Raw genomic sequence first — 13,559 nt, 5'->3', positions numbered from 1 at the left:
TGATATAATAGTTTTTGTTGAACATTGGAGAGATAGCGAAGAGGCTAAACGCGGCGGACTGTAAATCCGCTCCTTCGGGTTCGGGGGTTCGAATCCCTCTCTCTCCATTTCACTTTTGGGGTATAGCCAAGCGGTAAGGCAAGGGACTTTGACTCCCTCATGCGTTGGTTCGAATCCAGCTACCCCAGTTCTTAGGTAATAAATTCAAGGATAAAAAGAAAAATATCTTAGGGTATTTTATTTTTATAATTGAAGGACGTGAACGATATAACATGTCTTTGCGGGTGCTTAGGAAAAAATTATAAGTATGTCAAGTTTAAGAAAAACTTGATTGTTGGAGGATTTTTTAGATGAACGAATTTGAAGATTTGCTAAATAGCGTTAGCCAAGTTGAGCCAGGTGATGTTGTTAGTGCTGAAGTATTGACAGTTGATGCTACTCAAGCTAACGTTGCAATCTCTGGAACTGGTGTTGAAGGTGTCTTGACTCTTCGCGAATTGACAAACGATCGCGATGCAGATATCAATGACTTTGTAAAAGTAGGTGAAGTATTGGATGTTCTTGTACTTCGTCAAGTAGTTGGTAAAGATACTGATACAGTAACATACCTTGTATCTAAAAAACGCCTTGAAGCTCGCAAAGCATGGGACAAACTTGTAGGACGCGAAGAAGAAGTTGTTACAGTTAAAGGAACTCGCGCTGTTAAGGGTGGACTTTCAGTAGAATTTGAAGGTGTACGTGGATTTATCCCAGCTTCAATGTTGGATACTCGTTTTGTACGTAACACTGAGCGTTTTGTAGGTCAAGAGTTTGATGCTAAAATCAAAGAAGTTGATCCTAAAGAAAACCGCTTCATCCTTTCACGTCGTGAAGTTGTAGAAGCAGCTACAGCAGCAGCTCGTGCTGAAGTATTTGGTAAATTGGCTGTTGGTGATGTTGTAACTGGTAAAGTTGCACGTATCACAAGCTTCGGTGCTTTCATCGACCTTGGTGGTGTTGACGGATTGGTTCACTTGACTGAATTGTCACACGAACGTAACGTTTCACCAAAATCAGTTGTAACTGTTGGTGAAGAAGTTGAAGTGAAAATCCTTGATCTTAACGAAGAAGAAGGACGTGTATCACTTTCACTTAAAGCTACAACACCTGGACCATGGGATGGCGTTGAGCAAAAATTGGCTAAAGGTGATGTTGTAGAAGGTACAGTTAAACGTTTGACTGACTTCGGTGCATTTGTTGAAGTATTGCCAGGTATCGATGGACTTGTTCACGTATCACAAATTTCACACAAACGTATTGAAAATCCCAAAGAAGCTCTTAAAGTTGGTCAAGAAGTTACTGTTAAAGTTCTTGAAGTTAACGCTGATGCAGAACGCGTTTCACTTTCTATCAAAGCTCTTGAAGAACGTCCAGCTCAAGAAGAAGGACAAAAAGAAGAAAAACGTGCTCCACGTCCACGTCGTCCAAAACGTCAAGAAAAACGTGATTTTGAACTTCCTGAAACTCAAACAGGATTCTCAATGGCTGACTTGTTCGGAGACATCGAACTTTAATCCATTCGAATTTTAATAAAATCCTTTGTTTTTAAAACAAGGGATTTTTCTTTTTTCTACTAGTTTTTTTTGATATAATGGTTTTATGTTATATTCAGAAAAAGAATCACTTTATCAAACAATAAATGAACAGCTCTCTTATCTTTTAGATGGAGAGCCCAATGTGTTGGCTAATCTATCAAATGCCAGTGCTTTGTTAAAAACAAGCTTTCCCAATACTGTTTTTGCAGGTTTCTATCTATTTGATGGGAATGAACTGATTTTGGGCCCCTTTCAAGGTGGGGTCTCATGTGTACGAATCGCTCTTGGAAAAGGTGTTTGTGGAGAGTCTGCAGCTAGCCGTCAAACAGTGATTGTTGGTGATGTAAAAACCTATCCAAACTATATTTCTTGTGATAGTAGTGCTCTTAGTGAGATTGTTGTGCCGATGGTTAAAGAGGGACGTCTTTTGGGCGTTCTAGATTTAGATTCATCTCTTGTTGATGATTATGATGACTTGGATCAGAAATATCTAGAAGAGTATGTTGCTATTTTGTTAGAGAAAACCGAATGGAATTTTTCAATGTTTGAGGAGAAAGCATAATGTATCAGGCCCTTTATCGAAAATATAGAAGTCAAACATTTTCACAGTTAGTAGGCCAAGAAATTGTTGCAAAAACTCTGAAACAAGCTGTAGAGCAGGAAAAGATCAGCCATGCCTATCTTTTTTCAGGGCCTCGTGGAACTGGAAAAACCAGTGTAGCCAAAATTTTTGCCAAGGCTATGAACTGCCCTAATCAAGAGGGAGGAGAACCTTGTAATAACTGTTATATCTGTCAGGCGGTGACAGACGGTAGCTTGGAAGACGTTATCGAAATGGACGCGGCCTCTAACAATGGGGTGGATGAAATTCGTGATATCCGTGATAAATCAACTTATGCTCCAAGTATAGCTCAGTATAAGGTCTATATCATTGATGAGGTTCATATGCTTTCAACTGGAGCCTTCAACGCCCTTTTGAAAACTCTCGAAGAACCCACTCCTAATGTTGTTTTTATCCTAGCAACGACAGAGCTTCATAAGATTCCTGCAACCATTTTGTCTCGTGTTCAACGCTTCGAGTTCAAATCTATTAGAACTCAGGATATTCGAGATCATATCTTCCATATTTTAGAAAAGGAAGGGATTGATTATGATTCTGAGGCTGTTGAGATTATTGCTCGTCGAGCTGAAGGTGGTATGCGGGATGCCTTGTCCATTTTAGACCAAGCATTGAGCTTGACTCAAGATTCTAGATTAACAACAGCTGTTTCTGAGGAAATTACTGGAACTATTAGTCTAAGTGCTTTGGATAATTATGTGGCTGCCTTGGCACAAAAAGATGTGACTCGTGCTTTGGAAAATCTTAATTTGATTTTTGATAACGGAAAAAGCATGACACGATTTGTAACGGATTTGTTGCAGTATCTAAGGGATATTTTGATTGTCCAAACTGGTGGGGAGAATACTCACCATAGTGATCTCTTTAAGGATAACCTAGATCTTTCACAGGCTGTTTTGTTTGAGATGATCGGAATTGCGACTAGTAGTTTAGCTGATATCAAGGCTAGCTTACAGCCTAAGATTTATGCTGAAATGATGACCATTCGTTTGGCAGAGATAGATTCAAAACCAACATTATCAGATGATACAAGTGGAGAATTAGCCTCACTTCGAGAAGAAGTTGCACGATTGAAACAGGCCCTAGCAAATGTTAATACAAGTCCTAAGCAGACTACACCAACACCGAGTCGTCCAGTTAACAGCAAGTCAATTTATCGCGTAGATCGCAATAAGGTTCAGTCTATTCTTCAAGAAGCGGTTGAAAATCCTGATTTAGCCCGTCAAAATCTAATACGTCTTCAAAATGCTTGGGGAGAAGTTATTGAAAGCTTGTCAGGTCCTGATAAGGCACTTTTAGTTGGTTCTCAACCTGTTGCGGCTAATGAACATCATGCCATTCTTGCATTTGAGTCTAACTTCAATGCTGGCCAGACCATGAAACGTGATAATCTCAACACCATGTTTGGCAATATACTCAGTCAAGCAGCGGGATTTTCACCAGAAATTCTTGCTATTTCCATGGAAGAGTGGAAAGAAGTCAGAGCAGACTTCTCAGCTAAAGCTAAATCATCTCAAGGTCAACCGGTTAAGGAAGAAGTTGAAGAATCTGTCCTTCCTCAGGGATTTGAATTCTTAGCGGATAAAGTGACCATTGCAGAAGATTAAAAGGATTTTGTGACATAATACGATGAACAGACAACAATTTATAATTATGGCCTTATTTACTGCTGCTGAGACTTATTTTTTTAATGAATCCATCATGGAGCAACGGTATATCGTGGCCTTGCTTTGGGCTATTTTAATCCTAAGAAATTTTAGAGTTAGCTATATTATGGGTAAAATTGTGAACGCTATAGATGACCATTTTCGAGGAAAGAAATAACCCTCAGCTTCTAGACAAAATTAAAGCCTTTTAGGCTTTTTTTTGTTATACTATTAAAGTATATTTATTGATATTTTATCGTTTTTTACTAGAAAACTAAGGACAATTTTCTAGCGAAAATGATAAAACGGATTGAAAAGAAAGGAATTATCATGTCAGTATTAGAGATCAAAGATCTTCACGTTGAAATCGAAGGAAAAGAAATTTTAAAAGGGGTTAACCTGACTCTTAAAACAGGAGAAATTGCAGCTATCATGGGCCCAAATGGTACCGGTAAGTCTACTCTCTCAGCTGCTATTATGGGAAACCCAAACTATGAAGTCACTAAAGGTGAAGTCTTGTTTGATGGCGTAAACATCCTTGAGTTGGAAGTGGACGAGCGTGCGCGTATGGGACTTTTCCTTGCAATGCAATACCCATCAGAAATTCCAGGAATTACCAATGCAGAATTCCTTCGTGCAGCTATGAATGCTGGTAAAGAAGATGATGAGAAAATTTCAGTGCGTGAGTTTATCACTAAGCTAGACGAAAAAATGGAATTGCTCAACATGAAAGAAGAAATGGCAGAGCGTTATCTTAACGAAGGATTCTCTGGTGGTGAGAAAAAACGCAATGAAATTCTACAACTCTTGATGTTGGAACCAACTTTCGCACTTCTTGATGAGATTGACTCAGGTCTTGATATTGACGCTCTTAAAGTTGTCTCTAAAGGTGTTAATGCCATGCGTGGTGAAGGCTTCGGTGCCATGATTATTACTCATTACCAACGTCTCTTGAACTACATTACGCCAGACGTGGTACACGTGATGATGGAAGGTCGTGTTGTTCTTTCTGGTGGTCCAGAATTGGCGGCACGTTTGGAACGTGAAGGATACGCAAAATTAGCTGAAGAACTTGGCTATGACTACAAGGAAGAATTGTAATTCCCTCGTATCTTTTAGGAGAAGTAAATGACTAAAGAAACTATTAAACTTTTTTCAGAAATGCACGCTGAACCAAGTTGGTTGGCTGATCTCCGTCAAAAAGCTTTTGACAAGATTGAGACTTTGGAATTACCAGTTATTGAGCGTGTCAAATTCCACCGTTGGAATCTGGGTGATGGAACGATTACAGAAAATGAGCCATCAGCAAATGTTCCGGATTTCACAGCTCTAGATAATCACTTAAAATTGGTTCAAGTAGGAACACAAACAGTTTTTGAGCAAATTCCAGTTGAATTGGCTGAGCAAGGGGTGGTCTTTACAGACTTCCATTCAGCTTTAGAAGAAATTCCAGAGCTTATTGAGGAATTCTTCATGTCATCTGTTAAATATGATGATGACAAGTTGGCGGCCTACCATACAGCATACTTTAACAGTGGTGCTGTTCTCTACATTCCTGATAACGTAGAAATCACAGAACCAATCGAAGGTATTTTCTACCAAGACAGCGATAGCGATGTGCCGTTTAACAAGCATATCCTTATTATCGCGGGTAAGAATAGTAAGATTAGCTACCTTGAACGTCTTGAGTCACGTGGCCAAGGTAGTGCTAAGGCAACTGCCAATATCACAGTAGAAGTCATCGCTCGTTCTGGCGCGCAAGTGAAGTTTGCAGCGATTGACCGTCTAGGCGAAAATGTTACAGCCTACATTAGCCGCCGTGGTAAATTGGGCAACGATGCAAATATTGACTGGGCTATCGGTGTCATGAACGAAGGAAACGTCGTTGCTGACTTTGATAGTGACCTATTTGGAAATGGTAGCCATGCAGACCTCAAGGTCGTAGCTCTTTCAAGCGGTCGTCAGGTGCAAGGGATTGATACTCGAGTAACTAACTATGGTTGCAACTCTATCGGTAATATCCTTCAACATGGAGTAATTCTTGAAAAAGCAACTTTGACCTTCAATGGTATTGGCCACATCATCAAGGGTGCTAAGGGAGCAGATGCCCAACAAGAAAGCCGTGTTCTTATGCTTTCTGACCAAGCGCGTTCCGATGCCAACCCAATTCTTTTGATTGATGAAAATGATGTCACTGCAGGTCACGCGGCTTCTATTGGTCAAGTTGATCCAGAAGACATGTATTACCTCATGAGTCGTGGCTTGGACAAGGCAACTGCAGAGCGTTTGGTTGTCCGCGGTTTCCTTGGATCTGTTATTGTTGAGATACCAGTCAAAGAAGTTCGTGATGAAATGATTGCGACGATCGAAGAAAAATTGTCAAAACGCTAAGAGGAAGCCTATGTTAGATGTAGAAGTGATTCGCAAGGATTTTCCGATTTTAGACCAGATTGTCAATGACGAACCTCTGGTTTATTTAGATAATGCTGCGACGACACAAAAACCACTAGCTGTTCTGGAAGCCATTAACCGCTACTATGAACAGGACAATGCCAATGTTCACCGAGGTGTTCACACCTTGGCAGAGCGTGCGACAGCATCTTATGAAGCTGCTCGCGAAACCATTCGCAAGTTCATCAACGCAGGTTCGACAAAGGAAGTACTCTTCACTAGAGGAACTACGACTAGTCTCAACTGGGTGGCGCGTTTTGCTGAAGAAATTTTAACTGAGGGAGATCAAGTTTTGATTTCTGTCATGGAACACCATTCCAATATTATTCCATGGCAGGAAGCTTGCCGAAAGACTGGGGCAGAGCTTGTTTATGTCTATCTCAAAGATGGAGCTCTGGATATGGATGACTTGCGTTCTAAATTGACTGACAAGGTTAAGTTTGTCTCGTTAGCTCATGCTTCCAATGTTCTTGGAGTGGTCAATCCTATCAAAGAAATCACACAAAGGGCTCACGAAATTGGAGCCATCATGGTGGTAGATGGTGCTCAATCTACGCCTCATATGAAGATTGATGTCCAGGACTTGGATGTGGACTTCTTTGCCTTTTCAGGTCACAAGATGGCTGGTCCAACTGGTATTGGCGTCCTTTACGGTAAAGAAAAGTATCTGGAACAAATGTCACCAGTAGAATTTGGTGGCGAAATGATTGATTTCGTCTATGAGCAATCTGCTAGCTGGAAGGAGTTACCTTGGAAATTCGAGGCTGGAACTCCCAATATGGCAGGAGCTATTGGACTTGCAGCTGCCGTGGATTATCTTGAAAACATTGGTATGGATGCCATTGAAGCTCATGAACAAGAACTGATTGCATATGTCTTTCCAAAATTGCAGGAAATTGAAGGTTTGACCATTTACGGTTTGCAAGATTTGGCTCAGCGTTCAGGTGTTATTTCCTTTAATCTAGGGGACCTTCATCCTCACGACCTCGCGACTGCTCTGGATTATGAAGGAGTGGCAGTTCGTGCGGGTCACCATTGTGCGCAACCTCTGCTTCAATATTTGGACGTCCCAGCAACAGCTCGTGCAAGTTTTTATATCTATAATACCAAGGCAGATTGCGATAAACTAGTCGATGCCTTACTAAAGACAAAGGAGTTTTTCAATGGCACTTTCTAAACTAGATAGCCTTTATATGGCAGTGGTAGCGGACCATTCGAAAAATCCACACCATCAGGGGAAGCTGGATGATGCTGAACAAATCAGTCTTAACAATCCAACCTGTGGTGATGTGATTAATCTCTCTGTTAAGTTTAATGCAGATGATCGTTTGGAAGATATCGCTTTTCTAAACTCTGGTTGTACGATTTCAACCGCCTCTGCTAGTATGATGACAGATGCAGTCTTAGGAAAGACCAAGCAAGAAATCCTAGAGCTTGCAACTATCTTTTCTGACATGGTTCAAGGTCAAAAGGATGAGCGTCAAGATCAACTTGGAGATGCAGGTTTCTTGTCAGGAGTTGCCAAATTTCCGCAACGAATCAAATGTGCAACCCTAGCTTGGAACGCCCTTAAAAAAACAATTGAAAATCAAGATAACAAGTAAGACAAGCTTTCTTTGTCTTATAAATCATCAGAAATAAAGAATGAAAGAAAGGATATTATGGCTGAAGAAAGAGTAGAACCAAAACCAATTGACCTTGGTGAATATAAATTTGGTTTTCATGACGATGTAGAGCCTGTCCTATCGACAGGAAAAGGATTGAATGAAGATGTCATTCGTGAACTATCAGCTGCTAAGGGAGAGCCTGAGTGGATGTTAGAATTCCGTTTGAAATCTTATGAAACCTTCAAAAAAATGCCCATGCAAACCTGGGGAGCAGACTTGTCAGAGATTGATTTTGATGATTTGATCTACTACCAAAAACCATCTGACAAACCAGCACGTTCTTGGGATGATGTACCTGAAAAGATTAAAGAAACCTTTGAACGTATTGGGATTCCAGAAGCTGAGCGTGCCTATCTAGCTGGAGCTTCTGCCCAGTATGAGTCAGAAGTGGTTTACCACAACATGAAGGAAGAATTTGAGAAGTTAGGAATTATCTTTACAGATACAGATTCGGCCCTCAAGGAGTACCCAGACTTATTTAAACAATACTTTGCGAAATTGGTACCGCCGACAGATAACAAGTTAGCTGCCCTCAATTCAGCAGTGTGGTCAGGTGGAACCTTTATCTATGTACCAAAAGGTGTCAAGGTAGATATTCCACTTCAAACTTACTTCCGTATCAATAACGAAAATACAGGTCAGTTTGAACGTACCTTGATCATCGTTGATGAGGGAGCAAGTGTCCACTACGTAGAAGGATGTACAGCGCCAACTTATTCAAGCAACAGCTTGCATGCGGCCATTGTAGAAATCTTTGCTTTGGACGGAGCTTATATGCGTTATACAACCATCCAAAACTGGTCAGATAACGTTTATAACTTGGTAACAAAACGTGCTAAGGCTCAAAAAGATGCGACAGTTGAGTGGATTGATGGAAACTTGGGTGCTAAAACGACTATGAAATATCCATCTGTATACTTAGATGGAGAAGGAGCGCGTGGTACCATGCTTTCTATCGCCTTTGCTAATGCAGGGCAACACCAAGACACTGGTGCTAAGATGATCCACAATGCTCCACATACTAGTTCATCTATCGTGTCTAAGTCTATTGCCAAAGGCGGAGGTAAGGTTGACTACCGTGGACAGGTAACCTTTAACAAAAACTCTAAGAAATCTGTTTCTCACATCGAGTGTGATACCATTATCATGGATGACTTGTCAGCATCAGATACCATTCCATTTAATGAAATCCACAACTCACAAGTTGCTTTGGAGCACGAAGCCAAGGTATCTAAGATTTCTGAAGAACAACTCTATTATCTCATGAGTCGTGGTCTCTCAGAATCTGAAGCAACTGAAATGATCGTCATGGGATTTGTCGAACCCTTCACCAAAGAACTTCCAATGGAATACGCAGTTGAGCTCAACCGCTTGATTAGCTACGAAATGGAAGGATCAGTCGGATAAACTTTATGAACAGAAACTGAGGCTGGGACAAAAGTCCTAGCCTCTCAATTGTCTTTGGATTGTCGAGCAAGACGCAGTGGTTGAGTGGGCTCTACTACGCTGATTTCATAAGCTTTTACAGCCCTACTCAACTGTGCGGAGGTGGGACGACGAAATCGTATTCTAACGAATTACCGATTTCTGTCCAACTCTCAGTTTTTTTGATGAAAAATGCTAATAAATATTCACAAAAATCCTTATATATGATAAAATAATACAATCTTATAAATTGGGAGATGAATGATGAATATTTTTAGAACCAAAGACGTTAGTCTAGGTAAGACAGAAATGCATCGCCATTTAAAACTATGGGATTTAATTCTCTTGGGAATTGGTGCTATGGTGGGAACAGGTATTTTTACGATTACAGGAACTGCTGCAGCAACATTAGCAGGACCTGCCCTTGTGGTATCGATTGTAATTTCTGCTATCTGCGTGTCCTTATCTGCACTATTTTTTGCAGAATTTGCTTCTCGTGTTCCTGCAACGGGTGGAGCATATAGTTATTTATATGCAATTTTAGGAGAATTTCCAGCCTGGATTGCAGGTTGGCTGACTATCATGGAATTTATGACAGCTGTTTCTGGCGTCGCTTCAGGTTGGGCGGCCTATTTTAAGGGTTTGCTTAGCCATTATGGAATTTCCTTGCCACAAGCCTTAAATGGAACTTTTAATCCTGAACATGGTACTTATATTGATTTTTTACCAATTTTAGTAATTCTACTTGTTACAGGCGTTGTACTTTTAAATTCGAAAGCAGCTCTTCGTTTTAATTCTATTCTTGTTGTTTTAAAATTTTCTGCTCTTGCCTTATTTATTCTAGTTGGTATTTGGTACATTAAACCTGAAAATTGGTCAGATTTTGCACCATTTGGTTTTGGTCAAATTTACGGTGGAAGCACTGGAATTATGGCAGGTGCTTCACTCATGTTCTTTGGATTCTTAGGGTTTGAGTCCATTTCGATGGCAGTTGATGAAATTCAAAGTCCACAAAAGAATATTCCACGTGGGATTGTTTTATCCTTAACCATTGTAACCATTCTGTATGCCTTGGTTACCTTGATATTGACAGGTATCATTCACTATAGCAAGCTCAATGTTGATGATGCAGTGGCTTTTGCTCTGAGAAGTATCGGTATTGGTTGGGCAGCTAATTATGTTTCACTCGTTGCAATTTTTACTTTGATTACGGTATGTATTTCCATGACTTACGCCTTGTCTCGAATGATTTATAGTTTGGCACGTGATGGGCTCATGCCTCAGAGTTTCAAACAAGTGACTAAGATCAGTCGTGTCCCTAAGAATGCGACCATTTTAACAGGTGTTGTTTCAGCGATTGCAGCGGGAATTTTCCCACTGGCAAGTATCGCAGCCTTTCTCAATATCTGCACCTTAGCCTATCTTATTCTCCTAGCCTACGGCATTATCAAACTGAGAAAAGATAAGGGTATGCCCAAAGAGGGAGAATTTAAAACTCCCCTGGTACCTTTTTTACCAATCTTGTCTATTCTAATCTGCCTTTCATTTATGCTTCAATATACCCTTGAAACATGGATGGCATTTGGACTAGCTTTATTAATAGGCGTTATTATTTACTTTGTTTATGGATATAACCATTCGACTGTAGCTAAAAATGAATAAAGAAAAAAATCGCGAATTTCGCGATTTTTATAATTTCTCATTAACAAAACGAACGAAACGATTCCACCAAACTTTTAAGAAGAAGGCTTTTTCGACATTTTTTTCTGCAACCATCTCAAAACTAGGTTTGTCAGTTGTAATGTATCCTTGACCAACTAGATCCTTGTCTTCATAAGTCAAATGTCCAACGACAGTTCCTGCCTCTAGTGGAGCAGTGTGTTCAGTCGTGTCCGCTGTGTAAGTAATAGTTGATTGTGTACGACTACCCAGACGTTGTACGATTTTGATATCTTCTTTGGCGACAGCTGTAACTGTATCTTCCTTCCCATCTAATACAGGCGATTTACTATCTTCATAACTCTCTCCTTGTTTGACAATTGTCTGAAGAGCAAAGTTTGATGAGATGTAATCTAAAATAGAAGAAGTAGCAGTAAAGCGTGCATATGGATTGGTATCTTGGTTGTCAGCGTTTAAGACAACAGTGATAATACGCATTCCTTTTTCTACAGTCGTACCTACAAAGGATGCTCCAGCTTTATCAGTCGTACCAGTTTTAAGTCCATCAACACCACCACGATAAGCAGGCATTCCCTCCAACATATAGTTGGTAGAATGAATGGTCATCCCTGCAAAAGTAGAAGAAGGTTTCTTTGTGATTTCTAAAACTTGAGGATACTTGAGGATGAGATTGCGAGCAACGACAGCAACATCATAAGCGCTCAATTTGTTTTCATCATCTTTCTTTGAACCAGGATAGATATTAGTGCCAAGAGTTTCATTGTTGAGCCCGGTTGTATTGACGAGTGTAGCATCTTGAATTCCCCATTCTTCTAGTTTGGCCTTCATCATATCTACAAAGTCCTTCTCAGAACCGGCAATTTTTTCAGCTAAAGCGATAGCAGCACTGTTAGCGCTAGATACCAAAGTCGCTTCTAGTAACTCTTCGACAGTGTAATTTCTAGCTTCCATAGGAACATTACTTGCCGCAGAATTAGTTGTCAACTGGTAGGGGTAATCAGAAATTTCTACAGGAGTAGAAAGAGAGATTTTCCCCTGTTCCAAGGCTTCGTAAACGAGATATACGGTAAGCAATTTGCTAATAGAAGCAATTTCAACAGGTTGAGTAGCATCCTTTTCGTATAATATCTTACCGCTATTAGCTTCAACAGCAATGGCATGTTTTGCTGCTACATCAAAATCCTGGGCAAAAACCGTAGTAGCGGAACCAAACGAAATAAGTGTTAATAGTGTTAAAAATAATTTCTTCATAGTAACTTTATTCTATCACAAAGACAAAAAATATTCTTGTTTTTATAATGTAGGTTATCAATCTTTTTTGAAATATGGTAAAATAGGAAAAAGAGGAGGTGGCCTATGTTTCGGAGAAATAAACTATTCTTCTGGACAACTGAAATTCTACTAATAACCTTAATTTTTTATCTCTGGAGAGAAATGGGTGCTATTATTACACCCTTTGTCAGTGTTGCAAATACAATCATGATTCCTTTTTTATTGGGAGGATTTTTGTATTACCTAACCAACCCAATTGTTATCTTTTTAGAGAAGGAATGCAAAATCAATCGCATCATTGGGATTTTGTTAACCCTTTGTGCCTTAATTTGTGCAATCGTACTTAGTTTTGTCTATCTGCTACCGATTTTGATTAATCAGTTGAGTAGCCTAATCTACTCGAGTCAAAACATTTATGGTCGTCTTCAAGATTTAGTCATTGAGTTATCAAAACATCCAGCCCTGCAAAATCTAGATATTCAACAAACTATTCAGCAACTGAATCTGTCATATGTTGATATTTTGCAAAATATCTTGAACAGTGTGACAAATAGTGTTGGCAGTGTTCTCTCTGCACTCGTAAGCACTGTATTGATTATCATCATGACACCAGTCTTCTTGATTTACTTCCTACTTGATGGACATAAATTTTTACCCATGCTAGAAAGAACTATATTAAAACGAGATAAATTGAACATATCTGGTTTATTGACAAACCTAAATACAACTATTTCTCGTTACATTAGTGGAGTGTCTATAGATGCAGTTATTATTGGATGTTTAGCTTTTATCGGTTATAGTGTGATTGGTCTAAGATATGCCTTGGTCTTCGCCATTTTTTCTGGATTGGCTAATTTGATTCCCTATGTAGGACCAAGCATTGGCTTGATTCCAATGATTATTTCAAATCTCTTCACCGATCCTCATAAAATGATTATTGCTGTCATTTATATGTTGATTATTCAGCAAGTTGATGGAAATATTTTATATCCACGTATCGTGGGTGGAGTTATGAAGGTTCACCCGATTACTATTTTAGTCTTGCTTTTATTATCAAGTAATATTTACGGTGTGATTGGGATGATTGTTGCTGTTCCAACCTATTCCATTTTAAAAGAGATTGCAAAATTCTTAGCGCGACTGTATGAAAATCATAAGGAAGCACAAGAAGTTGAAAAACATTTATCAGAATAAAGATGTCGGGATAAAAGCTCCCGACCTTTTT

Annotated in this window: 12 protein-coding genes and 2 tRNA genes; 13 read left to right on the top strand and 1 reads right to left on the bottom strand. The window is 39.6% G+C overall.

The window, feature by feature from the left end:
* Positions 1-26: 26 nt before the first annotated feature.
* The 12 genes from HMPREF1116_RS09865 to HMPREF1116_RS09810 all read left to right on the top strand — a co-directional run bounded on the left by HMPREF1116_RS09865 (position 27) and on the right by HMPREF1116_RS09810 (position 11,044).
* Positions 27-107, top strand: a tRNA-Tyr gene (locus HMPREF1116_RS09865).
* A gap of 9 nt (positions 108-116) precedes the next feature.
* Positions 117-188: transfer RNA gene (locus HMPREF1116_RS09860), tRNA-Gln, on the top strand.
* Between the two features lie 162 nt (positions 189-350).
* Positions 351-1,553: a 30S ribosomal protein S1 gene (rpsA, locus tag HMPREF1116_RS09855; protein WP_001001618.1), complete on the top strand. Its 1,203-nt coding sequence runs from the start codon at positions 351-353 to the stop codon at positions 1,551-1,553.
* Positions 1,554-1,638: 85 nt separating this feature from the next.
* Positions 1,639-2,136, top strand: coding sequence for a GAF domain-containing protein (locus HMPREF1116_RS09850; RefSeq protein ID WP_007555801.1), 498 nt, complete (start codon positions 1,639-1,641; stop codon positions 2,134-2,136).
* Complete coding sequence (gene dnaX, locus HMPREF1116_RS09845; protein WP_000283829.1) at positions 2,136-3,800, top strand: DNA polymerase III subunit gamma/tau; 1,665 nt, start codon at positions 2,136-2,138, stop codon at positions 3,798-3,800. Before HMPREF1116_RS09850 ends, dnaX begins: the two co-directional genes overlap by 1 nt.
* Positions 3,801-3,822: 22 nt before the next feature.
* Positions 3,823-4,017 carry a DUF3272 family protein gene (locus HMPREF1116_RS09840; protein WP_001081607.1) on the top strand — a complete coding sequence of 65 codons (195 nt, stop codon included), beginning with the start codon at positions 3,823-3,825 and terminating at the stop codon, positions 4,015-4,017.
* Positions 4,018-4,169: 152 nt separating this feature from the next.
* Complete coding sequence (gene sufC, locus HMPREF1116_RS09835) at positions 4,170-4,940, top strand: Fe-S cluster assembly ATPase SufC (RefSeq protein ID WP_000114489.1); 771 nt, start codon at positions 4,170-4,172, stop codon at positions 4,938-4,940.
* A gap of 27 nt (positions 4,941-4,967) precedes the next feature.
* Positions 4,968-6,230: a Fe-S cluster assembly protein SufD gene (gene sufD / locus HMPREF1116_RS09830; protein ID WP_000159849.1), complete on the top strand. Its 1,263-nt coding sequence runs from the start codon at positions 4,968-4,970 to the stop codon at positions 6,228-6,230.
* A 10-nt stretch (positions 6,231-6,240) separates the two neighbouring features.
* Complete coding sequence (locus HMPREF1116_RS09825) at positions 6,241-7,467, top strand: cysteine desulfurase (protein ID WP_000887742.1); 1,227 nt, start codon at positions 6,241-6,243, stop codon at positions 7,465-7,467.
* On the top strand, positions 7,454-7,894 hold the full coding sequence (gene sufU / locus HMPREF1116_RS09820; protein ID WP_001218462.1) for a Fe-S cluster assembly sulfur transfer protein SufU: 441 nt from the start codon (positions 7,454-7,456) through the stop codon (positions 7,892-7,894). The genes HMPREF1116_RS09825 and sufU overlap by 14 nt, the downstream gene beginning before the upstream one ends.
* Positions 7,895-7,951: 57 nt before the next feature.
* Entirely contained in the window at positions 7,952-9,364 is a 1,413-nt protein-coding gene (sufB, locus tag HMPREF1116_RS09815) for a Fe-S cluster assembly protein SufB (RefSeq protein ID WP_000797047.1), read from the top strand.
* 282 nt (positions 9,365-9,646) lie between these two features.
* Positions 9,647-11,044: an APC family permease gene (locus HMPREF1116_RS09810; protein WP_001020285.1), complete on the top strand. Its 1,398-nt coding sequence runs from the start codon at positions 9,647-9,649 to the stop codon at positions 11,042-11,044.
* 27 nt (positions 11,045-11,071) lie between these two features.
* On the opposite strand, the gene pbp3 is transcribed toward HMPREF1116_RS09810, so the two are convergent.
* Positions 11,072-12,313: a D-alanyl-D-alanine carboxypeptidase PBP3 gene (gene pbp3 / locus HMPREF1116_RS09805; protein WP_000732657.1), complete on the bottom strand. Its 1,242-nt coding sequence runs from the start codon at positions 12,311-12,313 to the stop codon at positions 11,072-11,074.
* A gap of 105 nt (positions 12,314-12,418) precedes the next feature.
* Between pbp3 and HMPREF1116_RS09800 the strand changes: the two genes are divergently transcribed.
* Positions 12,419-13,528 carry an AI-2E family transporter gene (locus tag HMPREF1116_RS09800; RefSeq protein ID WP_000489835.1) on the top strand — a complete coding sequence of 370 codons (1,110 nt, stop codon included), beginning with the start codon at positions 12,419-12,421 and terminating at the stop codon, positions 13,526-13,528.
* Positions 13,529-13,559 lie beyond the last annotated feature (31 nt).

It is taken from the genome of Streptococcus sp. SK140 (assembly GCF_000259525.1).
In the GTDB taxonomy this organism is placed as follows: Bacteria; Bacillota; Bacilli; order Lactobacillales; family Streptococcaceae; genus Streptococcus.
This window is presented reverse-complemented; position numbering and strand designations above follow the sequence as displayed.

Bases quoted from the DNA above. Each gene is read 5' to 3' on its own strand.
- rpsA (WP_001001618.1), top strand. From the start codon at position 351: ATGAACGAATTTGAAGATTTGCTAAATAGCGTTAGCCAAGTTGAGCCA.
- HMPREF1116_RS09850 (WP_007555801.1), top strand. From the start codon at position 1,639: ATGTTATATTCAGAAAAAGAATCACTTTATCAAACAATAAATGAACAG.
- dnaX (WP_000283829.1), top strand. From the start codon at position 2,136: ATGTATCAGGCCCTTTATCGAAAATATAGAAGTCAAACATTTTCACAG.
- HMPREF1116_RS09840 (WP_001081607.1), top strand. From the start codon at position 3,823: ATGAACAGACAACAATTTATAATTATGGCCTTATTTACTGCTGCTGAG.
- sufC (WP_000114489.1), top strand. From the start codon at position 4,170: ATGTCAGTATTAGAGATCAAAGATCTTCACGTTGAAATCGAAGGAAAA.
- sufD (WP_000159849.1), top strand. From the start codon at position 4,968: ATGACTAAAGAAACTATTAAACTTTTTTCAGAAATGCACGCTGAACCA.
- HMPREF1116_RS09825 (WP_000887742.1), top strand. From the start codon at position 6,241: ATGTTAGATGTAGAAGTGATTCGCAAGGATTTTCCGATTTTAGACCAG.
- sufU (WP_001218462.1), top strand. From the start codon at position 7,454: ATGGCACTTTCTAAACTAGATAGCCTTTATATGGCAGTGGTAGCGGAC.
- sufB (WP_000797047.1), top strand. From the start codon at position 7,952: ATGGCTGAAGAAAGAGTAGAACCAAAACCAATTGACCTTGGTGAATAT.
- HMPREF1116_RS09810 (WP_001020285.1), top strand. From the start codon at position 9,647: ATGAATATTTTTAGAACCAAAGACGTTAGTCTAGGTAAGACAGAAATG.
- pbp3 (WP_000732657.1), bottom strand. From the start codon at position 12,313: ATGAAGAAATTATTTTTAACACTATTAACACTTATTTCGTTTGGTTCC.
- HMPREF1116_RS09800 (WP_000489835.1), top strand. From the start codon at position 12,419: ATGTTTCGGAGAAATAAACTATTCTTCTGGACAACTGAAATTCTACTA.